Below are 23,198 nucleotides of genomic sequence, written 5' to 3'. Positions count from 1 at the left end.
CATGCAACGAATCGCTTTTTACACGTCCTGCTTTGCGTTCGCTTTTCTCGCGATGCTTGGTCCCAGTGCGGCCGCGGCGGATTCATACGAACTTGCCTTTTCGACGTACTTGGGCGGATCCGACTGGGAACACGCGCGAGACGTGTTCGTCGATGAAGCGGGGAGTGTCTACATCACCGGCGGAACCCAGTCCGCTGATTTCCCGACAACCGAGGGCGTTCTTCAGCGGCAGCATGATCAATCGGGAAACCAGATTGGAAGCGGCGGTTACTGCGATGCGTTTGTCAGTAAATTTGACGCCGATGGACAACTGCTCTGGTCGACTCTTCTTGGTGGCCCCAACTACGATCGCGCTTATGCGGTGGAAGTGGACGCGGCGGGATACGTCTACATCAGCGGACGCTCGGGGCCAGGTTTCCCGGTCACCGACGGTTCGTTCCAATCGGAATTCAAGGGAACGGACAATGGCATTTACGGACTCCAGAATGGCTTCGTTGCCAAGCTAAAGCCAGATGGATCGGCAATCGAGTGGGCGGCATACGTCGGCGTCGGACAGCTCTGCCGCGACCTTTCCGTTGACGCAGAAGGCGATATCTATGTCGCGCTCCATTACACCGCTAAAGGCCCACTGCCACCGGCAGCTTGGTTTTCGAACGCCTACCAACCGACTCCTGCAGGCGGCGTTGAAATCGGAGCCTTGAAGATCGCGGGCGATGGAAGCCGAGTCCATTGGGCAACGTGGCTGGGAGGCTCCGGTAACGAAACGCCAAACTGTGGGCTTCGCACCGACAAGCACAATAACGTCTACCTGAACTTCTCGACGCACTCCGTTGACGTGCCTACGACCGATCAAGCTCATCGCCGCAGCTACAGCGGGGAAGGGGATGCCTTCATTGCCAAACTAAGTTCCGATGGCTCACAACTGCTGTTCGGCACCTACTTTGGCAGCCGCGGAATCGAAGAGGGGAACAGCACTCACAACATGGCACTCGACCAGGATGGCAATGCCTACCTCTGCACGTTGACCACCAGCGACGACTTGCCTGTCACCCAAGGGGCGTTCCAACGCAAGTTTGCCGGTGGCAAGAGCGACATTGCGATCGCAAAATTTTCAACGTCCACGGGAGGACTGCTAGCCTGCACGTACGTCGGTGGGAGCGGCGAAGAGGAACCGGACGGCATCGGCATCGACCACAACGGTAACGTCTTTTTTGCCGGCAAGACATCCTCTGCCAACTTCCCGATCACCGCCACAGCCCTGCAGTCCCTGCACGCGAAACCTCACGACGCAACCGCGACGCTCCTTTCTGCAGACTTCTCTCAATTGAAATTCAGCAGTTACCTAGGAGGCCAAAGCTACGACTACGGCCGAGCCGGTTTCCTCGACAAGCAGGGCAATCTCTACCTCACCGGTTCAACCAATGGACCTGGCTGGCCAGTCAAGCGAGCCCACCAACCCCAGTTCGCAGGCGGCGGAGGCGGCAAGGAACTTTGCTATGAAGGAGGCTGCTACGCCGGTGACGTCATCCTAGCCAAACTAAAAAGGCAGCCAGACTGAATGACGGCGGCTACCGCTAAATACCATCTCGTTTGGCATCGGTGAGCGGTTTTCCTCGCGGAAGGAAGGAAGTTTATTTACCCGCTTGCGATTCGTGCGAGTGATTACTTCCCAGCGGAAACATACTGGACCGATAATACGTCGCCAATAAATTTTGCGTCCCGAGCGAAAGGCGACAATCGCCGCCCCTGTCTTTATTTGGGCAGCCCTTGCTTTGAGCGGCGGAGGCAACACTTCTTATACTTTTTGCCGCTTCCACAGGGGCAGGGGGCGTTGCGTTGCACTCGGCCTCGACGCATTGAGCGTCCGCGAAAGAGACGCTTTGGATCTTGGTGATACATTTTGCGAAGCATCGTGTACAACTCTGGATGCTTCGCCTGCAACAGAGCTGGTTTTTCGAAAAAGTACTCCGACAATACCGCGAAATATTCGGCTTCACTGGTGTACGCATAATCGCGAATCCCCGCACGCGTCCCCTCCGATTTCAGTTCTTGGCCAACCCATTTCAACCATGGCTCGGCAACCTCAAGCGAAGCCGACACAGGCACCCCGTCGACTTCGCCATCCGCTTTGTCGACCAAATGTGCAAATTCGTGGATCCCCACATTCTCTTTGTCACCCGGATTGGCAAAGCCCGCGAGCAAAGAGGGCTTGGACAATATCATCACGCCGCTCAGGTGATTCACTCCGACCATCCCCAACGTATTTTTATCTCCCACACCGTCGGTTTGATAATCGGCGCCAAAAGCTCCTGGATAAATTAAGACCTCTCCCAGCCCCGCATATTCAAAACCCTCCAACCCCATAATGGGGATGACCGCACTGGCCCCGACCAACACACGCGTCGCCTCGTCGACATCGGTTCGAATCCCTGTGATGGCGACTTCGTCCAAGAAGATTTTCATGCGATTGCGAAAACCTTCACGCTGGCTTTCATCCAGCATGCGAAAGTAAGGGACCTGAGCCTGCAAGGTCGCCTCCCAAGATTCGGGGAAGGGGGCCGCCATGATACTTAAGCGTCGCACCGTCTTGCGACGCAACCACCAATAGACCAGCCCGGGCAAAGGCAATGCTGCCAGGAACCAGGGTTGCGAGATCGCCAGCACGGCGATCCCTGCAGCCACAACAAGGGAAATCCCAATCGCCCAGCGGCGATTGACTCGATTGAATTCAGGAGTGATAAGCATGGCGACATGCTAACACACCAATCTCTCAAGCCAGAAAGGGTGCAGGCCTCTTTGCGGGGTTTTGAGACGAAAAAGGTGACCTAAATCGCGTTTAAGAGGTTGGCTTGTAGGCGGGGATCTTTCGCTTCAGCCTTTGCGATCGCACCGCTCCGTTGGTGACGCCAAGTTTTGCCCCTAGCTTGTAGTCGCTCATGGTTCCCAGGAGCGCCGCGATCTTCTCGTTGGACCAATCGACTTTTCGAGGGCGACGTTTTGCCGGGATTTTCAACTCGCTCCGCTTCGCCACAACAAACTGATAGGAGACTCCAAGCCGGACCGCAAGTTCCTCGTCGGGAATGACGCCCAAAAGTTTCAGTTTGGCATCGGTCCAGTTGAATTTCTTGCCCGACTTTTGCGGCCGGATCCCTTGTGCGATCCGACGTTGACGGACAAGGGAAGAGCTAACACCCCACTCTTTGCCAAGAGCCACGTCGGAGAGGGTTCCCAAGCGAGCGGTCTGTTCCGGCGTCAATTCATGTTCGGATTTTTCACACTTAGCGATCCCCAATTCTTCCCTTTTCGCACGGATAGCCCCTTGTGAATAATTCCACATGCGAGCGAGCGTCGCGTCGGGCTCGGTCCCCAGCTGTGCAATCCGTTTTGCCGACCAACGAATGGATGCTGCCGCTCCAAAAGCAGGAATTCCCATACGGACGCGCCGGGTTCGAACTTGGTTGCGGGCGATATTCAGTTCGATCGCAACGGCTCCATCACTTTTTGTGCCCAACAACGCTTCATCCTTACGCGTCCATTTGTGCAGCGCCCATGGTCGAGCTTCCGCACAAGGAATGCCGTGCAAGGCGCGATAGATTCGAAGCAGATGTCGCGAGACACCGAACTTGTCCGAAATAACCTTGTCAGGGGTCTTACCAATCTGTGAAATCACGTGCCTCGGCAAATCCGGTTCCGTGTCCATATACTTTTTGCCGTAGGGAAGAATCCCTTCTTGGATTCGCCGCACCTTCACGACGATGTGGCTGATCTCGTACTCGGCAGCCAGATATCCGTCGGGGACGTCGCCCAACAGATTCAGCATCCCCTTGGTCCACTCGATGGGTGCTCCCGGCCGTGAGGGAGCGATGCCAAGTTCGTGTCGACGTTGAGTGACGACGGTCGGAGCCAGATCAAAACGTTCAGCGAGTACCGGATCGGGTTGCGTCCCCAACAATCGATCTTCCTTGGCCGTCCAGCGATGAGGCGGTCGCCGGACCGCCTGGGATAGCGGAACAGGGGGCTGCTGATACGCAGGAATGCCAAGTTCGATCCGCCGTTTGCGTGCATGGTATTGGTTCGTGCCAATCTTCTCCGCTGCATCCTTGTCATTCATCGTGCCAAGAATACTATCCCGCTTTTTCGTCCAACGAATGGCACTAACACGGGGCGAGGAATTGAGTTCTAAGTCTTTCCGACGCTTGCTGATAGCTCGGGGACTGATTCCAAGTTGCCGCGAAGCTTCGGTGACACTCAGTACCGAAATCACTTTATCGGTTTCAGCAGTCCAAGTCGCTTCGGTATAAGTTTTAAGGCGAGCCATCATCATGTCTCTAGAAAAGGCAGCAAAAAGTCGACCACTCGAACTTGCCTTAACCGCAGCAAACGAGGAACGCAGACAACGCGTGCGTGAAGCAAGCACGCTTGTGTCGCCCCAGTTGATCGTTGGTAATACGTCGGTCAAGACGAAGGTTCAGCGAATACCAAATTACTTAACGCATGATTAGATTTTAGCGAAACGCGCAGCCATTTCCAATCCACGCAGACTGCGATGCAGGCAATGGTAACCGCTCCCAGTCGGTCAGTGGTACTCCGGCTTCAATAAATATCACATCCCAAGCGACGGCAGCTGATAGTCATGGGTGCACCTCCGGAGCGATCGATTTCGCGGAAGCCAAATGCCTGGGACGTGAAATCAGTAAATGAGGTATTGCCGATCGGCCCACGCGCTGGCGAGCGTAGCGACCTGACTGCCGTAACGAGTGTCGCCAGACAGTGGTACTTGCTGCATTATTGTCACGACGGCACTCGGCGCGTCGCTAACTTGCACCCCGCTCGGAACCGTCACGAATGCTTTGCACGTTCTCCGCGATGAATCTGAGGTCGGTGCGACCAAACCAATTTTTTTGTGGGGTGGCTTCCCCTTTTTTCTCTAGAATGACGGAGGACGCGTCTTCTGTACCTTGTATTTTACTGAGTCAGCTATGCCCGGAATTGTGCGATCGTTGTGCCTTCTTGCCTGTGTGACGTTTGCATTTCCGCAGACATCGCTCTTCTGCCAAGATTCAGCCGGACCTACCGAGGCCGAAATGGCTGGCTACTTGCTGGTGCCACACGAGCGGGTTGATAAGAAATACGATGCGGGGTTTTCGCTTTACGTCAACGCCTGGCCACTACTGGAAAATTACCCAGGACAGCGGTTTCAGACCGGTTTGTTTGGAACCTGGATGTTTGCACAGTCAGACACCCCTCGTAGCATGGATACCTACAGCGACATCGAAGGAGGCCTGGGATGGTGGCGTGACACGCGGTTTGCAACCGAGACGCCCAAATTCATCATGGGGGGCGTCGCAAAAAGTTTCTCCGAATGGGCCAACGGTCCCGGAGCGGGAAAGGGGCGTGACTGGTCGAAGCCCAACGGCAAATATGGCGTGGCACAGTTAAGCCCACACATCGTATGGCCACCGGATGGATTGAATCTGGAGCAAGGAACAAATGGAAAACTGTTCGGATACGGATACCTACCTTTACCACTGGCCGACGCCAAACCGACAACGGCTGGCCAAGACGTTCCGACGGGAGACCAATGCTGGACTCTGTTTTTGAACACGGGAAATTTCAAAGGCCCCGTCGCGTTTTTCACTCCCTATTTTTGGACAAAGCCTTCGCTCAAGGATGCCTCACTGGCGGGCAAGTTTCTGGATTCACGACCGGCCAATCCAAACAAAGCCATTCAGATGGAAACGCAGTACGTTCCTGCTTTCACTGCGGTTGATTCAAACGGAGTCACTTTTGCACGCATTGCACCGACCCGCTTTCCGCATGATGCCGAAGGCAACTCTCCAGTCGTCCATCGCGTTACCGCTTTTGAAAAGAGTGCGTTATGGGACGACGTTCAAGCTTGGTTTGCTGGCGGCGATCCCGCCTCAGGAAAGGTCGACGCGAACGCATCGGTCGTGCAATCTTTTGAACCCCGCGGAGGCTCAACATGGAAACTATATCCGGTTGGAACGCCCAAGGACCAAAGAATCACCATCGACTGGAAGGCTTTTGCAACTCCCGTCAACCTGGATGCGTCCACCTACGGCTATCGCTGGAATGAGGAACTTGTCACCAAACCTGCCGCCGGCGCCCAAGCCCTCGTCAAGCTGCCAGAATATTTTCGGTTGACCGACAACAACAAGGGTGCAAAACAATGGGTTGCGGTCCAAGCCAAAGACGTGCCGGCGGAAACCGATCTGGCAAACGTCATCTTTCCCCGTGCCATCAACCACAGTGCCCAGCCGTATGTAACGCCGGAAGAATCGACCAGCCCGTGGAAGTCTCCGGGACCGGCGGCGGGTCCCTTCCGAATCGATCTGGGTGATGGAAGCGTCCTAACTTATTCGTGGTACCGATTCGCCGACCAGCCCGCGATCCTGAATGCCGATTTGACCGACCAGGAACGGGAAGCGATGCAGAAGAAAGTAGAATTACTCCATCGCAATTGGACGAAGGATCGCGATTACCTTCCACCGCCCACGCGAGGTGAATTGGCCGACCTGGATCCCGCACTCCTTGTCACGCCGCCGAAAGGACTGGAGGTCGGCTACGTCCCCATCGCCACGCGGCAAGAACGTGCCCCTAAAGCAAAAGCCCCATAGTCCGCGGTCGTTTCGTTGTGTTTTTAATACGAGCGCCGGACAGCTTGCGTCGTTCCACCAATAACGTAGATGACATTGGTCGCGAGCCCTCCGGCCCCGAATCCAATCTTCAAGAATCGCCTTTCGCGGAGCGAAAGGCGACATTAAAAGATCACTGCCTCTTCAGTCACCGCTCTAGATCATTAGTTACTACTGACGGCATCCGTGCTGTCTTCTATTTTGGGCAATTGAACACAGACAAGGCGTCCTTGTGCATTGCGTGCGTAGACGTGCCCTGCCAGAAGGACCGGGACGGTCCAGCAGCGGCCATCAAGGATTTCGGCTTCAGCAAGCTCGCGATAGCCTTGATTAGTTGCCTCGGCGATCACCAGTTCCCCTCGCTCGCTAAGGATCACCAATTTTCCGTCTGCGATCATCAAGGACCCACAGCCAAGACCTCGCTTCTCCCAAAAAACTTCGCCTGTCTTATGATCCATACAGACCAGGCGGACGACGCGACCGAGATTTGAATTGCCGTCAAATCCATACAAATTCCCTTCGTACAAGATGCTGTTGTTGAAGTGATTGCGCATCTCTCGATTGTCATACACCAAATCCAGTTTGCCCGAATCCACTTGAAACAAACCGCACCCAACGCCGTACCCTGTCGAGATAAACAGAGTCTGATCCTTGACGATCGGCGTCGTCGAATTGGTACGAAAAGGGGATGACCACGGAAAGGAATCCAGCAGTTCCCCGTCGCTGCTACGGAGAATTCGCAGGCTGTCAGAATCAAGGGTCGCTAGCAGTGTTTGCCCGTCGACGTTTAGCACCGCTGCACTTCCATAGCCCGCGGTATGCTTGTCGGTTTTCCAGTTCAGATCGCCAGTCGTTTTGTCATAAGAAACGACTCTTCCTCCCTGCACGATCAGCTGATCCCCCACGATGGTTGCGGAACTATTGAACCCCCATTCCGGTAGGCCGACATCTAAATCCTCTTGAAGATTCCGTTGCCATTGGACTTTTCCATCGGCAGCGTTCAAGCAATACAGTTGGCCTTCTTTGCCGAGGGTGTAAACCTGCTGACCATCGATTGTCGGGGTGGCGCCGGGGCCGCCCTCATACAGATTGTCAACCAATTCGGAGGGGTAGGTATGGGTCCAGTTTACTTTTCCAGAAGCCTGATCCAAGCAGTAAACCGTTTCAATGCCATCCTGATGCCCCATCGTGAACAGGCGCCCCTGATCCATCGAAACGCTACTAAAGCCGATACCAATCGCCTGCTCCCAAACGACTTCCAAACCCGATTTGGGCCAATCGGTGGACCATCCCGATTCTTCGGAAACGCCATTTTCGGCGTTCCCCATCCACCGCAGCCAGCTTGATTCGGTCGCCTCCGCCGGCACGACCAAACTGCAAAGGGCCAATACGCCTAGCCTGGCACCGTTCCGAATCATCTGCAGTCCTTTAAGAAAGTCGTTAGTCAACGTTCGTGAGAAGTAGAGCATTGTAAACACTTCGGGAACAGCGGAACCCATTTCGGATTTTCATTTCGTCAGTCGGGTGCTGGTGCGAAACTATGGGCGGCGAGCGGAGTTTCATGGTTACCAACATTTTTGATTCCATGAACGGAGGAATGACGTGCTTCCAAAACGACCTCAATACCGCCCGTTCCTCACTGGTACGATCGCTGCGTTCATGATTGCCGGTTGGTTTGCTGGCCCTGCCTTCTCTCAAGGCAGAGAATCTTCTGCAATGCGAGGGAACTTCTCACAAACCTATCGATTCTTGCGAGGCATTGAGTCCGACAAGGGCTATCTGTTCATCGACGGGACGTTCATCGAAGCTCCCTATCAGATCGAATTCCAAACCGACGGATTCTCCGTAAACGGAAAAAACTACCTAGCGGAGGACTTCAACCTCCAAGCGGATGAGGTGCGCAACCCGCAACACCGGCGACGACCTGGCATCCGTGGCGGGAGGTCCCAGGAATCGGCTCGGCAGACCACCCTCAGCACGCTAGCTAGCCAACTTCAAATGTTGCGGTCCGGAGTCGTCGTTCTGCTAGCAAAGAATGCCAGCCCCACGTTCACGCCTCCAGGGATTGCCAGTTTTGAATTGATTGAACTGCTCGCGAGCGACGACCCTGATGCGATTAACAACCTTGCCTTCGGCGGACTGATTCACTCGGAAATGAATCGCGAAGCTTGGCGACAAGCCGTATCGGGACTTCAGATTTCGGCTGCGTTTTTAGAACATGCTCGAATTCAGCTCGCTGAGCATCGCGCGCTCCTCCTATCGAACCAGCAACAGGTTACAGCCAATCAATGGACTGCACGACTTCAATACCCGCTCACCATTTTTGCGTTTTTTCTTGTGGTGGCCGCACTCGGGCATTTGATGACAAACGCTGAACAGATGATCGCTGGCGTCAATTTGTCGACAGTTCCGTCCGATGGGCTCCCCACAATTAAGCGAACAACCATCGTGCTGTTAACCATCCTGTCACTGATGTCTCTATTGGACCTGGTCTGGACCCTTTTGGCTCACCAAAGTGGGACGATGCGTGAATTGAATCCTCTTGGCAATGAACTGGTTCATTCCCCTGTGCAACTTTTCCTGTTCAAAACGATGGCGACGGGGACCGCTGTCGGGTTGCTGTACTGGCTTCGCGAGACTCCACTAGCGCGACGGGCAACTTGGTGGAGCTGCCTCGTACTGACGCTGTTGACAGCCCGTTGGCTGACGTTCAATTCCATGTTCGCCTAACGAACGGCGATGCGGTCCAACGCTTCCCAATCGCAACGACCGCTCGGTCCTTTGCAGCTGGAACATCGAGCCGTGATCGGTAAGGGTTCGGCACATTCTGCGTTTGGTAAGGTTTTGTGTGAAAACGTCATTTGAATGTGGTAAGCTGGCACCGCCTTTCGAATTTCTTATGCACTGAAACCGCTTGCAGTGGAGCCGAGGCTCTAACGACAGGGCGGTGCGAACCGCCCTAATCGGGGCTGCCAACAGGCAAGAAAACCGAAAGGCACTCCCTCCGTAGCCCCTCCACTCCCGCCGATTTGGGTTCTGCAATGAACTGGCAGCCAAACCGTTACTCTCCCAGTCGCCGCGCTTTCATGGTTGCTTCAGCGACTGGATTTGCGGGCCTTCAATTTGGAACGCCAAAACAGGCTCAGGCAAGCGAAATCAAGCCTGCAGCAAAAGCAGGCAAAGCGAAGTCGGTCATCCTGTTCTTTCTTTGTGGCGGGGCTTCCCATGTTGACACGTGGGACATGAAACCGGATGCCCCAGACGGATACCGAGGCCCCTTTGCGCCGATCCAAACATCGGCTCCGGGAGTCCGATTCTGCGAACACCTGCCGATGGTTTCCAAACAAGCACATCACATGGCGGTGATTAACTCCGTCGGTGGCACGGTCAACACCAATGACCATCACGCGGGCTACTACTACAACCTTACCGGTCACGTTCCCGATACGACTTTCTTGACGCTCGGAAATGATCGTCGCCCCTATTCCGACGACTGGCCATTCATGGGATCGGTCATCGCGGCAAAGAAAGCGACCGCTTCCAGCCTACCTGGAGCGATCACCCTACCGCATAAACCAAGCAAAGCGCCTTATACTCGACCAGGACAATTTGCGGCTCGATTAGGCGTCGAATTTGATCCGTTGTACGTCAGCAGCAACCGCGAGGCTCCACTTAAGTTCCATGCACCTGCGCTGGTACTCTCGGGAGATATCACCGCCCAACAAATGCATTCCCGCACCCAGTTGCTAAGCCAACTCGATGGCGCCAGACGAGAATTCGACAAAAATCCGGCTAGGCAACTGTGGGAAAAACATCAGCAGCGCACGCTTGATCTTCTGCTTTCCTCTGCAGCGACCAAAGTTTTCGATGTTGAAAGCGAACCGGCTGCCGTACGAGAACGGTACGGCAAATCGGTTAACGCGATGAGCCTGCTGGTGGCCCGACGACTGGTCGAAGCGGAAGTCCCCTTCGTGACCGTTTTCTGGAAAGAGGACACCGCGATTAAAAATCAGTGCAAAAGTGCCGGAGGCTGGGACACCCACGGAAACAACTTCAATTGCCTGAAAGACCACCTACTGCCCGAATTCGACCAGGCCTATTCCGCCTTGTTGGAAGACCTGCATCAGAAAGGTTTGCTTGACGAAACCTTGGTGATTGTCACCAGTGAAATGGGACGGACGCCAAAGATCGGTGACGTCCGATCAGGCGGAGTCAGCGGGGCAGGACGCGATCACTGGACACACTGCCAAAGCGTGTTAATGGCCGGCGGCGGCGTCCAAGGAGGCCAAGTGTACGGTTCAAGTGATCGACTGGGAGCCTATCCCGAGGAACACCCTGTAACCCCCGCCGACATCGCCAAAACCGCCTACTATGCAACGGGAGTCAACGACCTGCGAGCGACCGATTCCCAAGGAAGACCCTACAATTTGCTGGATGAGGGGGAACCGATCAAAGCCATTTTCTAAATATCGGGAACCCTGTTTGAGGAAAACCCAGAGCCGAGAAACCAGATTATTTAATCTTGCATCTGTTCCATCACACCTTGGTGAACTAGAATTGAGCTGTGACAAAATTACCTAAACAGCCACGACAGACGACTCAACGATGCTTTTTTGAGCACCGCCTGATGTCTTGGTTTGTTTGCTTTTTGTTGCTTCCACTGCCGATGCCGATCATGCACCGGCACGACACGATCGAGGCTCCGCAGGCACTTTCGAGCCACCTTGCACAGCGCCATCGCGATGCAAGTTTCAAAGAAACGCCTCTCGATCAGTCTCACTGGCATTTCGTGTTGCCGTCCAAGGGTGATCCCGACGGAAAGCACGACTGCAGCTTACCCAGTCGCCCGGTCGACTATGTCAGTTCCGATGCTGGTTCGCTTGGGTGCGGGCCAACCGCACAATTATTTCCACTGGATTGTTTATCCACGATAGGGATCGTATCGCTTGATTTGATCTTTGATCCGGCGCATCCGACCCAAGATCCTCGTCACCGATTCGCAGCGGACGCGGACCAACATCACCGCTGCACTCTCTGCTGTGTGATGCGCTGCTGAAATGAATTCTCGTTTGATTGTTAACCCGCGAACACTTTGATTCGTGGTTGCATCCGAGAACTCTCATTTAACACCAGCAGCATGAAATCAAAACACTTGATCAGCGCAATCATTGCGCTCGCCCTCGTCTGCGCGACCGGATGGTTTGCGTGGAAATCGCTTGGCAACGGTTCGCAGAAGCCTCACACCGATTCCGTTTCCGAAGCTCCCAACGATCAATCCGCGGGAGATCCGAGCATCGCCACCGGTCAGCTCCTCGTCAGGCTTAGCGAAGCGAAACAGGCCATCGCCGGCATCCAAACCGAACCGGTTCGCCAAACCACTTTGCAGCTGACCCGGACGTTACCGGGCCGATTTGCTTATGACGATGCCCATCACGTTGCACTCCGAACCCCGACTGACGGCGTTCTGGAATCGGTGTTGGTCAAAACCGGGGACTCGGTGTCGGTCGGGCAACCGGTCGCCGTCCTGCGGAGCCCCGCGATCGGAGTGGCGAGAGGCCAGATCCTCACTCGTCAAACGGAACTGGACCTAGCACGCAAAGCCTATTACTGGGAAGCGGATATCCATGACGGCGTCTCGGAAACTGCCAGACTGATCGCCGACGGAGAACCGGTTGCCACGATCAAAAAGCGACTTCAAGGAAAAACGTTGGGTGATTTTGGCGGACAACTGCTTACCGCCTACAGTAAATCCGAATTAGCAAAAACCATTGCCACTTCCATCGACAGCGTCAGTGGGACCGGCGCGGTTAGCGGTCGAGTGGTCCAGCAAAGACAAAGCGAAGTCGAACAAACGACCGCGGCACTCGAATCGGCGATCGAACAATCGCTGTTTCAAACACAACAATCGAAGGCCAAAGCCGAAGCGGCCGTCAACGCGGCCGAGCGGGAACTGCAAATCGCAAAGCAGACGCTCAGCACGCTATTGGGGGCAACCGCCAGAGCGACTAGCGACGAGGACATTTCGCCCAACACTTCCGAAATGTCGCGGTTAACGATCACGTCTCCGCTGGCGGGAACGGTGGAAAGCAAAACGTTTTCTGCCACCGAACGAGTCACCGCACAAGACGAATTGTTTGTGATTGCAGACACCAGCCGTTTATGGGTCGAGGCCGACATTCGCGGTCGCGACTGGGATTCCATCAACGTCGCAGCAGGAAGCCGCGTGATGGTCACCACCCCCTCGGTCAACGTGCCGCCACAAGCCGCAACGCTCTATTACGTTGGTCGTCAAGTCGACCCATCGTCAGGATCGATCCCGTTGGTCGCGACCATCGACAACACCGCCGGCCATTTTCGCCCTGGGTTGTTTGCTCGAGTCGCTGTCCCAACCGAGACCATACAGGATGCGATCGTGATTCCTGAATCGGCCTTGGTGGACCTGGATGGGCAGGAGAGTGTGTTCGTCCGTCAGCAAGATAACTTCCTCCCGGTAGCCGTTGAAGTTGGCTCACGCAGCGGTGATCAAGTCGAAATCCGCAAAGGGCTAACCGTCGGCCAGACCGTCGTCGTCTCGGGCGTTTTCACGCTCAAGAGCGAACGAATGCTCGTAGGGGAGGAGTGATTCAATGTTACAAAAACTAATCGAATTTTCGCTACGAAATCGCTTCTTGATCATCATCGGGACGGTGCTGATGGCCGGCCTGGGCGTGCGAAGCGCTCTGTTATTGCCGATCGATGCCGTTCCCGATTTGACCAACACACAGGTCACCGTGATCACCACGGCAGGTTCCTTGCCACCGGTCGAAGTCGAACGCCAGGTCACCTATCCGATTGAATGGACGATGGGAGGCCTGCCCAACGTCGAAGAGGTACGCAGCATTTCAAAGTTTGGCCTGTCGGTCATCACAATCGTGTTCACCGAAGGGACCGACGTCTATTTTGCCAACCAGCAAATCAACCAACGTCTTTCCGCCGCGGCAGCCAGTCTGCCCGAAGGATACGGTCCACCGGAACTGGGACCGATGACCACCGCACTCGGTGAAATCCTGCAATTCGAAGTCCGCAGCGATACCAAATCACCGATGGAACTTCGTTCTTTGCTGGAATGGGACATCGCTCCCAAACTGCGTGAGATCGATGGCGTTACCGAAATCAACGTGATGGGCGGGTTTTACAAAACCTTTGAAGTTCGCCCCGATCCCAACCAACTGATGGACCACGGGCTGACCCTCGATGAACTGTACAGCCGGATCGAAGCTGCCAACGCAAACGCGGGCGGTGGCTACGTTATCCACCACGACGAACAACGCTTCATTCGCGGACAAGCATTGCTAACCGGAGTCGAAGATTTACAGAACATCGTGATTCGCCGCAGCGAAAACGGTTCACCGCTGTTGCTATCCGATGTGGCAGACGTTTCCATCGCTCCGATGCCACGCCAAGGTGCAGTCAGCCGCGACGGTCGCGGCGAGGCCGTCACGGGGATGGTCATGATGCGTATCGGCGAAAACTCGCGTGATGTGGTCAGCCGCACAAAGACACGTATCCAAGAAGTGCAGAAGACCTTACCCGCCGACGTCACGCTGGAAATCCTTTACGACCGCGAAGAATTGATCGACCGAACCCTCCACACCGTCTTGAAGAACCTGCTAGAGGGTGGCGCATTGGTCGCAATCGTCCTGCTGATCACGCTGGGTAGTTTACGAGCGGGTATCATCGTCGCACTAGCGATTCCACTGTCGATGCTGTTCGCATCTAACATGATGCTTGCGTTTGGAATCTCGGCCAGCTTGATGAGCCTGGGAGCGATTGACTTTGGTTTAATCGTCGATTCGTCAGTGATCATGGTAGAAAACTGCGTGCGTCGATTGGCGCAGCGAAACGGAGACACCGACGAATCGACCTCCGACTTGAACCCATCCGATTCGTCGATCCCTGGCGACCGACCACCTGCTCAAAAGTCCCGCTTAGCGACCATCCGCGACGCTTGTATGGAAGTGCGTGGTCCCACCATGTTCGGTGAATTGATCATCGCGGTTGTCTACGTCCCAGTGCTCTTGCTGCAAGGGACCGAGGGCAAAATGTTCCGACCGATGGCACTAACGGTCCTGTTCGCCTTGTTCGGCTCCTTCATCCTATCGATGACGTTGATGCCGGCTCTCGCCTCTTTATCGCTTCCCAAAAAGCCGCATGACCATGACCTGTGGCCGATTCGGATGCTGAAAAAGGTTTACCTTCCATCGGTCCGGAAAGCGGTCGCCTGGCCCGCAGTCACGGCGATCATCGCTGCCTGTATCTTCGCCATCAGTCTCCCGGTCGCAATGAACCTTGGAGCGGAATTCATGCCGCGTCTAAATGAAGGAGACCTCCTGGTCGAAGCTGTTCGATTGCCGAGTGCCTCGCTTGAAGGTGCTGAAATCATGGCACAACAGGTGGAATCCGAACTTTTGAAAATGCCCGAAGTTAAAACCGTCTTCACAAAAACGGGCCGTCCGGAAATCGCGAACGATGTGATGGGCGTCCACCAAAGCGATGTGTGGGTCATGCTAAACCCACCAGCGACTTGGCCAACGGAGAAGACTCGAGAAGAACTTATTTCCGAAATGGAAGCAAGCCTGACAGAAAACGTTCCAGGCGTTTCCTTCGGATTTACGCAACCGATTGAAATGCGAGTCGATGAACTGGTCGCTGGTGTCAAAGCGGATGTTGCCGTCCTACTGTATGGCGACGACCTGGAAACGCTTGCCACCAAGGCGAAACAGATCGAACGGACACTTCGGACCGTTCCCGGAGCCGCCGACGTCAAAGCCGACATTCAGTCGACATTGGCAACCTTAACAATCCGGCCCGATCGCGATGCGTTGGCTCGCTATGGCATCGACGCCCAACAGGTAATGGACGTGGTCGACGCCTTGGGCGGACGCCCCGTTGGCGAGGTCCTTGAGGGACGCGCACGATTCCCTATCCGTGTTCGCATCCCTGAACACTGGCGAGAGGACATTCACCAGCTGGAGCAATTGCCGGTTGCCGACGCGGGTGGTAAACCGGTTCCGTTATACGAACTGGCCTCGATCAAACTAGAACAGACTCCTCCTACTGTCGAGCACGAGAATGGGCGACGACGCACTTTTGTATCGGCAAACGTACGAGGACGTGACGTCGCGTCATTCGTCGCCGATGCCAAAGCGGCCGTTGCAGCCGATATTAAACTTCCTCCCAATTACGAACTCCGTTGGGGTGGCGATTTCGAGAACCTTCAATCGGCCAGTCGTCGCTTAGCGTTGATCACGCCGATTGTTTTGGTGGTCATTTTCCTATTGCTTTACACGTCGTTTAATTCCGTTCGATTAGCATCGCTAATCTTCTTATGCGTGCCGATCGCAGCAAGTGGCGGTGTCTTCGCGTTGATGCTGCGTGACATGCCGTTCAGCATCGCCGCCGGAGTCGGATTCATCGCCCTGTTCGGCGTCGCAGTCCTGAACGGCCTAGTCTGGGTGAGCGATGCCGAACATCATCGCCGTGCCGGATCGAAACCACGTGATGCCGCTTATAAAGCTGCCGACGATCGACTTCGCCCGGTTCTGATGACCGCAATGGTAGCCAGTTTAGGATTCCTACCGATGGCACTCTCCAGCAGTGACGGAGCGGAATTACAACGGCCTCTTGCGACGGTCGTGATTGGAGGATTGATCACTAGCACCTTGCTAACCTGTCTTGTAATCCCTGCGATTTATCCCTGGGTTGCCGCCAAAGTGACGATCGCCCCCAAAGGCGATCCGCTAGAGGATTGATGATTCGAATCCTTTTTGGTTCCCTGGAATTTCCCAGGGAACCACCGTCTGGCGAGGATAACGAGGGCAGTGACGCAAGCCAGTAGCTACGCTCGCCAGAGCGTCGACAGACCGGCAATGCGTGCCGAACAGATTGCCGCCTTTCACTCGGGCGGTGCGATAAATAAGTTGACGTTTTCCGCTTAGGCTGCTCTTGGTTGTTTCCGCCGGGCTCGTCCCGGTCGGTACAACAACTGGCAGCTACCTGAATGCTTCCCCCCACTCGATCCTTCTCCGCCAGGCAAGCTGGCATGGGGTCTTTTCTCCCTGCCACACTCGCAACTTATTTATCACACGTCCCCCGCGAAAGAACGTCCTTTTGGAGCTACTTACGCGAAGCGAAAGGCGACAAAAACCGTCAACTATAAATTTCACATCCTGAGTGAAAGGGGACACTAAAAGAACGACTCGTACGATCGCTTCCTGCCACGTCGGATTCGCTTGCGTTCAGTGCGGTTGCCATCGATCGTATCGCTGCCAAGTCTTGCTCACTGCAACGGTCATTGCGGCGAGAACGACACATTGGAAACCATGGCCCCATCAGAGACTCCGCCCCCAAGAATCGAATCCATCTTAACGCCCGGTTCACCGTAACACCTCCGTAATCACAGGAGCCTGCGTCCCTGCGATTTGCGGCTCCACTCCGGATAATCCTTGAACCTGATAGACCCTGGCGATTCCTCGCTGGGCGACTTCAACCAACCTCCGCCCCGACGGCAGACGAGCGCGGATCGCTTGCGACGCGATCCCCTCCTCGACAATCAAATAGCACTGCCGATTCTGACTAACAAAATCAGAGAGCCCACTATCGGTGACGTTTGCAAAATGCGAGATATTGCGACGATCAAGGTAAAACGGAACTTCGGAGAATTCATGATTCACGGTGGCAATCGCAGGCTGTTTGTCGACAGACAACTGTTCAGCAAGAGGCGAGGATTCTCCAAACAAGGTTTCTGAACGACTGTAAGCAGGCACCATCTCGTGCATGATCATCACGGCAAATATGAACATGACTCCCGCTGACGTTGCCCATGCGATCTTTGCCTGGTATCGGTCATTGATCATTAGAACCGCAGCGACCAACAGTGAAGTCCAGAACATGGCCCAGGCGTAAACATAGACCGATACATCGGGCGTCGCCAAAATCGCATACCCAACAAATCCGACTCCCGCCAGGCAGGTCGTTGCCGTCGCCGTTCGTGCAGACCAGAAGCGAGCAAAGAAATGACGGCTCGATTCATCCGCGTCACGAAGCACCTGCCCCAAATAGTGTCCAATCGTCAGTGCCAATGCAGGTGCTGCAGGCAACAGATAGGTCGGCAGCTTGCACTGCGAAACCGAAAAGAACACAAAACACCAAGCACTCCATAACAGCAAGAACCCGACCGCAGGCGGACGCTGCCGTGACAAGGCTTTGGTACGCCCGAACAAAAACCGGATGTAAGGGACGGCTAGAAAAGACCAAGGATGTCCGGCGATCAACAGTACAGGGACAAAATACCAAATCGGTCGAGCGTGAAATTCGCCGGCGAATCTCGCGACATTGTGTGTGTAAAAGAACTCTACTAGAAACGTGGGATCTTGGCGTGAAACCGCGACGAACCACGGGACGGCGACCGCAGCTGCGACGCCGCCAAGAACCCCGTAGTGCCACCATCGAGGCTTTACATAAGTGTCCGACAACCAAGTAAACGCAAAAACCGGAGGCAACCAGAGCACGATCGCGATCGGCCCCTTGGTCAAAAACGCCAACCCAATGCAGACCGCCGACAACAACCACCAGCCAAGCTGAAGCTTGGCAGTCAAGCGTATCGAATTTCGGCTCCCAACCGATTTCAAACGTTGGGGACCGGAACTCTTGCGATGACGGGGGCGAACCGCTTCGTACGCGGAGAACAACGACATCGAAACAAAAAGTGACAACAGACCGTCAAGCAATAGGTAGCGACTGGTAAACGCAAACCCGACCGACAACATCAAAACGGCACCGGAAACCAAGCCAACCCAGCGATCAAAAATACGGGCCCCGAAAAACATGGTCATGGCAATCATCCCGAACGCAGATAACGCGGGGACGACCCGAGCAGCGGTCTCGCTGACGCCCAAGATTTGGTAACTGATCGCGCACAACCAATACAGCATTGGCGGTTTGTCGTAGTAAGTCTGAAAGTTCAACTGAGGCAAAATCCAGTTTCCCGTCGCGATCATCTCACGAGGAATTTCGGCATATCGCGTTTCGTCACGGTCGATCAGCGGGTATCCAAGATTGGAAAACAGGAAAACCATAGCCACCAACAACAATGCAAACTGCAGACAGCGGTACTTCGCTGTGGAACTTGCCAAACACTTCGGCCAGCGAATAGAACCCGAGGCGTCTGGAGGCGTGCTTTGGCATGCGTTTAAACCCTGCGTGACATCCCCTGCAGCGACGCCCGGAAACTGAACCTCATTCCACCAGAACCTTGCCAACGAGACCAACACTTTGGGAATATGCCGGATTGATACGGTGCTTTCACCAAGCGTCCGCGGCCGATGGGTTACTCCCACCTCCACCACGCTACGCTGCTGCTGATTCGCCTGAACCAACATCTCGGAATTGACTAAAAAGCCATTGCCGGTGATCTTCAAACCTCTGGCAACATCTCGATGAAACAGTTTGAAGGCACAGTCGACGTCGCGCACTCCGGTTCCCAGAAGCGTCTGAACCAGCAGGTTGTAGACCTTGGAATACAAACAACGGAGTGCGGTGTCTTTGCGATCGATACGGTACCCACAAACGATGTCGTACCGTTCGGCCAACAGCACAAAACGATCAAGTTCGGTTAAATCAAATTGGCAATCGGCATCGGTAAACACCACCAAGTCTTTTTCCGCCGCAGCGAATCCCGAACGAATGGCCGCACCATAACCTTGATTCGGTGTATGCCGAACCAGTCGAACGGAATCATTCTGAGCTGCGATTGCGTCGACAATAGCAGCCGTCTGATCGGTACTTCCATCATCGACGACAATGATTTCATAACAGTCAGTGACCAGCCGCAACGCGGCGTCAGCTTCATGGACCGCATCCGCGATCACGGTCGCTTCATTCCAAGCCGGCAAAACCAGCGAGATCGATGGACGGCCTTCTTTTGGAGGAAGGGTGGGGGCGTGCATCCGTGCTCTCCTACACTACGATAGACTTAGTAATTAACAGGAAATGAGAGCGTACGAGGAAACACTGAAAGCAGACAAGACCAAATATTAAAGTCTTAGTAATTGTTTCATGCGAGCGAACTGGAACGACAATTCACTGGGACGATGGGCACAGACTGTACCGCAAGAAGTGGGGATCATGGGGCAAACCGGAGCTCCCCGTGTGGCGACGAATCACCGTAATGCAAATCAGTCGTTCGCTTTGATCAGTTCGTGCAATTGCACACGTTCTTCGAACAGTTCGAAGTCGCGGACTTGAATATTGCACTGATGCAAAACGTTAGCCGTCCAGGTCGGCCACGGCGACCAATGGCTTCGACTGGATGCCATGACATTAGTGGGCAACCAGACCTGCTGCACCACAACGACACTAAGCAGTAACACGACTATCGCGGTCATCGATCGCCACTGTCGCGAGGGGACACGATTGTGTGCCAACGCCACCAGCCGATCACAACGACGCACCAAAGCACTTTTTTGATTTCCAAAAGCGAGAGTCCCTTGGGGGACCGCCGTACAGGCTGATCTACCACAGTGTTCGGCGACGATCGCCAGTGTGCGCAGATAGGGACCAAATTTACCCGCTGTTTTTGCGGCGACTTCGTCACAAAGAAATTCGCGAGTCAGTTCCGCGTTTCGTCCCGCTAATCGTATCGCGGGGTGAAACCAAAACACCATGGAACAAATACCTTGTAAGAAATGCTGCATGGGATGTCGAGTTCTCAAGTGCTCCAGCTCATGCAGCATCACATGCCGCAAAGTCGTGTCGTCCTCTTCAAGCAAAAACGTCGGGAGGACGATAAGCGGGCGATGCAACTGCCAGCAGAACGGCCCCTGTATTTCCGGGGAAGTCAGAACTTTCAAACCATCCGGCAGATTTGACGAGCACTCAAGTCGCTTCAGCAATCCAGGCGAATCAACAGGCGTGCAACGGTCCTTCAAAAAACGAAGCAACTGCAAACAACGCACTAGACGCCGCCCCAGAAAGACCAACACTCCTGCGCCCCAGACCGCAGCCAAAGCGATGGTCAGGCGTCCCTGCCACATCACAATGGCAAGAACCGTCTCTCGCTGAAAATCGACGGCGCCTCCAAAAAGCCTTCGATGAGGCAGCAACACCCCGACGGCCAGCAAGGCAATGATCGAAAGGAAACAGATGGTCCACAGCCGGCAACCAAAACGGGCGTCCCCAATCCATCGCTGCAACGCAGCGGTCAGGGCGATCACCACAGATATTTGTAAGCACAAAGTAGCGCCCACTTCAAATGCAAAGCGAAAATCCATCACGAATCCTCTAACTTTGCAGCCGCCTTGCGGACCGCTTCGATGTCATCAACCGAAACCGCATCTGACTGCAACAGACTAAGCACCAGCGATTTTGCCGAACCACCAAACAATTGATCGGTTAGCGATTTCAGCATTCCCTCGCGAACCTGATCTCGCGAAACCTTTGCGGTATACGTGAACGCGCGCCCAATCTTTTCTCCACGGCGGACGATCTTTTTGTCTTCCAGTATTTTCATGGTGGTCATCACGGTCGTGTAAGCGAGATCACGATCGATCGCTTCCACAACATCGTTCACAGTAACGCTCTCTTTTTCCCAGACAACGTCCATCACCTCCGCTTCGCATTTCGTCAGTTCGACAAGTTTCTTCGATGAACGTGGCATAGCGAATTCCGTGGAATCTTCAAAACAAGGGAGCGTTGGATTTGGCAAAAGCGAGGATGTCGCGGACAGGTGTTATCCGTCCTGGGCAACTATAGCGACGAACTGGATCGCAATTTTGACCATTCATGATATTGATACAGATCGATTTCTTCACTCACAAAAGAGACATGCCCATCGCCCCACAAAAAGTTCGCACCACCAGGGTGTCGACTTGAAAAATCACATTCGTCTGCAAGTGGGTTATTGACCCCTTCGAGTGCCGATCCAACGATCCGGGCCGCCGCGTCTTCACCAGCAAGACTGACTCCAAACCAAGTCGAAGGGACTTGAGCCATCGTCCGTTCCCCGACCACCATTGTGTTTGACAACCCGCGACCAAATTCCCGAAATCGAACCGGTCGGTTTTCGAGGAATGCCCCATCACCAAGCGGAGCGGGGATGCGATCATCAGGTTCCAACGTCCCAAAAACACCGACATAGTTGGCAGTCGGTAAACGAACCAAAGCAATATCGTCGTCATCATCTTCTGCAACACCGACAGCCCCCAATGCATCCCCACCTTCCAGTGGCTCCTCGGTCTCGGCAAATAGGATAAACGTGGACTCGGTGATGTCCGATGGACAGAGCATGACGTCAAGGACTGCGTTACGCGCGCTCGAGTGCAAGGGGTCGTCGATCGATCGCTTCATATCAATGCGATCAGAGAGCGGCATCTGATCCATAAACGGCAACAGAGAAACACTCCAGCCAAAAGCGGTCTGACCACTCGGATCAAACTTCCATCCCGCCGGTAGGCTCTGCTGAGTATCATGATGGCCGTGCAAGGCAATGCCAACTTGACGCAGATGGGCAATGCACTGAACGCGACGCGCCGACTCGCGGGCTGCTCCAATCGCCGGCAGCAGCAACGCCAACAAGATTCCGAGAATGGAAATCGATACCAGCAATTCCAGCACCGTGAAAGCGGTGCGAATACGGTATTGCGTAGCGGACGAGCAGGTACTGCCGTGTGAGATCATCGTAACTTCCATGTGCGTTGATGACTCGAATTTACTAATTCGTTAGTTTTTGTGCAATACCGTTTCCAAACGAAACCGCTCGGCCAGCATCGCTGATGCTAGCACCAACTTCCCAGACCGCTGCCTCAGCGAGGGCGCGTTTTAATCAGAAGCGGAGAAAGTTTGAAGCCTTTCGCTCGGGACGTACGATTAATAGCCTGACGAAAGTCTGGATCCGAATCGGCTCGGATTGCTTCGGCGCCGCTTGCTCTGGAATCAGCTGCATCGACGCTTCGAGCCCGCAGGCTGGCGGAGAAGGATGGAATGGGACGCAGCAATAAGGTAGCTGTCAGTTGCTGCACCGACCGAGACAAGCTGCGCGGAAACAAACAAGCGTCACTGACTGTCGAAATCGCAAACTCACGCGTTAGCAAGAGACAGTATTTCTGGGTCCCGATTCCTAAGTGACGAAGCGGGTTGAGACCATTTGAAGCCATGACGCACATCAGCAGCCTGCTCCGAAACCGTCACCAAGACTTTTCGCATCCCCCGGGAAAGCATGTTTTAAGAGGCATTCTTCAGCGGATTGGTTACCGCGCCGGAGGGCACGCGGTAAAGGGGAATTGAAAAACGACCATTGCTGCAAAGAATTTTGCATTACTCATTACTCATTACTCATTACTCATTACTCATTACTCATTACTCATTACTCATTACTCATTACTCATTACTCATTACTCATTACTCATTACTCATTACTCATTACTCATTACTCATTACTCATTACTCATTACTCATTACTCATTACTCATTACTCATTACTCATTCAGCAGTCTCCCACGCGGCTGG

15 protein-coding genes are annotated in these 23,198 nt (G+C 54.4%); 8 read left to right on the top strand and 7 right to left on the bottom strand.

The window, feature by feature from the left end:
• Position 1 precedes the first annotated feature (1 nt).
• Positions 2-1,558 (top strand): SBBP repeat-containing protein, encoded by a 1,557-nt coding sequence (locus tag FF011L_RS01120; protein ID WP_145349560.1) that lies wholly within the window; start codon positions 2-4, stop codon positions 1,556-1,558.
• 194 nt (positions 1,559-1,752) lie between these two features.
• Here FF011L_RS01120 and FF011L_RS01115 read toward each other — a convergent pair whose 3' ends face one another.
• Both FF011L_RS01115 and FF011L_RS01110 read right to left on the bottom strand, forming a co-directional pair.
• A complete protein-coding gene (locus FF011L_RS01115; protein WP_145349559.1) occupies positions 1,753-2,745 on the bottom strand; it encodes a zinc-dependent peptidase in 993 nt (330 codons plus the stop codon).
• A 91-nt stretch (positions 2,746-2,836) separates the two neighbouring features.
• Positions 2,837-4,318, bottom strand: coding sequence for a hypothetical protein (locus tag FF011L_RS01110; protein ID WP_145349558.1), 1,482 nt, complete (start codon positions 4,316-4,318; stop codon positions 2,837-2,839).
• A gap of 4 nt (positions 4,319-4,322) precedes the next feature.
• Between FF011L_RS01110 and FF011L_RS01105 the strand changes: the two genes are divergently transcribed.
• Together FF011L_RS01105 and FF011L_RS01100 are read left to right on the top strand one after the other, a co-directional pair.
• Positions 4,323-4,502, top strand: a complete 180-nt coding sequence (locus FF011L_RS01105; RefSeq protein ID WP_145349557.1) for a hypothetical protein — start codon at positions 4,323-4,325, stop codon at positions 4,500-4,502.
• A 477-nt stretch (positions 4,503-4,979) separates the two neighbouring features.
• A complete protein-coding gene (locus FF011L_RS01100; protein ID WP_145349556.1) occupies positions 4,980-6,638 on the top strand; it encodes a hypothetical protein in 1,659 nt (552 codons plus the stop codon).
• A 182-nt stretch (positions 6,639-6,820) separates the two neighbouring features.
• Here FF011L_RS01100 and FF011L_RS01095 read toward each other — a convergent pair whose 3' ends face one another.
• A complete protein-coding gene (locus FF011L_RS01095) occupies positions 6,821-8,155 on the bottom strand; it encodes a PQQ-binding-like beta-propeller repeat protein (RefSeq protein ID WP_246109653.1) in 1,335 nt (444 codons plus the stop codon).
• A 103-nt stretch (positions 8,156-8,258) separates the two neighbouring features.
• On the opposite strand from FF011L_RS01095, the gene FF011L_RS01090 reads away from it, so the two are divergent.
• The 5 genes from FF011L_RS01090 (at position 8,259) to FF011L_RS01070 (ending at position 16,447) form a co-directional block, all read left to right on the top strand.
• Positions 8,259-9,386: a DUF5658 family protein gene (locus FF011L_RS01090; RefSeq protein ID WP_145349555.1), complete on the top strand. Its 1,128-nt coding sequence runs from the start codon at positions 8,259-8,261 to the stop codon at positions 9,384-9,386.
• A gap of 311 nt (positions 9,387-9,697) precedes the next feature.
• Entirely contained in the window at positions 9,698-11,122 is a 1,425-nt protein-coding gene (locus FF011L_RS01085; RefSeq protein ID WP_145349554.1) for a DUF1501 domain-containing protein, read from the top strand.
• Positions 11,123-11,283: 161 nt separating this feature from the next.
• Entirely contained in the window at positions 11,284-11,712 is a 429-nt protein-coding gene (locus FF011L_RS01080) for a hypothetical protein (protein WP_145349553.1), read from the top strand.
• An 81-nt stretch (positions 11,713-11,793) separates the two neighbouring features.
• Positions 11,794-13,278, top strand: coding sequence for an efflux RND transporter periplasmic adaptor subunit (locus FF011L_RS01075; RefSeq protein WP_145349552.1), 1,485 nt, complete (start codon positions 11,794-11,796; stop codon positions 13,276-13,278).
• 4 nt (positions 13,279-13,282) lie between these two features.
• The gene (locus FF011L_RS01070; RefSeq protein ID WP_145349551.1) at positions 13,283-16,447 is read left to right on the top strand and encodes an efflux RND transporter permease subunit; all 3,165 of its coding nucleotides are present in this window, start codon (positions 13,283-13,285) and stop codon (positions 16,445-16,447) included.
• 624 nt (positions 16,448-17,071) lie between these two features.
• Here the strand turns inward: FF011L_RS01070 and FF011L_RS01065 are convergent.
• The 4 genes from FF011L_RS01065 to FF011L_RS01050 form a co-directional block, all read right to left on the bottom strand.
• A complete protein-coding gene (locus FF011L_RS01065) occupies positions 17,072-19,642 on the bottom strand; it encodes a glycosyltransferase (protein WP_145349550.1) in 2,571 nt (856 codons plus the stop codon).
• 228 nt (positions 19,643-19,870) lie between these two features.
• The gene (locus FF011L_RS01060) at positions 19,871-20,965 is read right to left on the bottom strand and encodes a M56 family metallopeptidase (protein ID WP_145349549.1); all 1,095 of its coding nucleotides are present in this window, start codon (positions 20,963-20,965) and stop codon (positions 19,871-19,873) included.
• Entirely contained in the window at positions 20,965-21,351 is a 387-nt protein-coding gene (locus FF011L_RS01055; protein WP_145349548.1) for a BlaI/MecI/CopY family transcriptional regulator, read from the bottom strand. The genes FF011L_RS01060 and FF011L_RS01055 overlap by 1 nt, the downstream gene beginning before the upstream one ends.
• 89 nt (positions 21,352-21,440) lie before the next feature.
• Positions 21,441-22,370: a DUF1559 domain-containing protein gene (locus FF011L_RS01050; protein WP_218932925.1), complete on the bottom strand. Its 930-nt coding sequence runs from the start codon at positions 22,368-22,370 to the stop codon at positions 21,441-21,443.
• Between the last annotated feature and the right edge of the window lie 828 nt (positions 22,371-23,198).

Origin of the sequence: Roseimaritima multifibrata, assembly GCF_007741495.1 — a bacterium.
Classification (GTDB): Bacteria; Planctomycetota; Planctomycetia; order Pirellulales; family Pirellulaceae; genus Roseimaritima; species Roseimaritima multifibrata.
Note: the sequence above shows the minus strand (reverse complement) of the source record. Positions and strands in the feature narration are given on the sequence as shown.

Coding starts and splice junctions, on each gene's coding strand:
- FF011L_RS01120 (WP_145349560.1), top strand. CDS start 2: ATGCAACGAATCGCTTTTTACACGTCCTGCTTTGCGTTCGCTTTTCTC.
- FF011L_RS01115 (WP_145349559.1), bottom strand. CDS start 2,745: ATGCTTATCACTCCTGAATTCAATCGAGTCAATCGCCGCTGGGCGATT.
- FF011L_RS01110 (WP_145349558.1), bottom strand. CDS start 4,318: ATGGCTCGCCTTAAAACTTATACCGAAGCGACTTGGACTGCTGAAACC.
- FF011L_RS01105 (WP_145349557.1), top strand. CDS start 4,323: ATGTCTCTAGAAAAGGCAGCAAAAAGTCGACCACTCGAACTTGCCTTA.
- FF011L_RS01100 (WP_145349556.1), top strand. CDS start 4,980: ATGCCCGGAATTGTGCGATCGTTGTGCCTTCTTGCCTGTGTGACGTTT.
- FF011L_RS01095 (WP_246109653.1), bottom strand. CDS start 8,155: ATGGGTTCCGCTGTTCCCGAAGTGTTTACAATGCTCTACTTCTCACGA.
- FF011L_RS01085 (WP_145349554.1), top strand. CDS start 9,698: ATGAACTGGCAGCCAAACCGTTACTCTCCCAGTCGCCGCGCTTTCATG.
- FF011L_RS01080 (WP_145349553.1), top strand. CDS start 11,284: ATGTCTTGGTTTGTTTGCTTTTTGTTGCTTCCACTGCCGATGCCGATC.
- FF011L_RS01075 (WP_145349552.1), top strand. CDS start 11,794: ATGAAATCAAAACACTTGATCAGCGCAATCATTGCGCTCGCCCTCGTC.
- FF011L_RS01070 (WP_145349551.1), top strand. CDS start 13,283: ATGTTACAAAAACTAATCGAATTTTCGCTACGAAATCGCTTCTTGATC.
- FF011L_RS01065 (WP_145349550.1), bottom strand. CDS start 19,642: ATGCACGCCCCCACCCTTCCTCCAAAAGAAGGCCGTCCATCGATCTCG.
- FF011L_RS01060 (WP_145349549.1), bottom strand. CDS start 20,965: ATGGATTTTCGCTTTGCATTTGAAGTGGGCGCTACTTTGTGCTTACAA.
- FF011L_RS01055 (WP_145349548.1), bottom strand. CDS start 21,351: ATGCCACGTTCATCGAAGAAACTTGTCGAACTGACGAAATGCGAAGCG.
- FF011L_RS01050 (WP_218932925.1), bottom strand. CDS start 22,370: ATGATCTCACACGGCAGTACCTGCTCGTCCGCTACGCAATACCGTATT.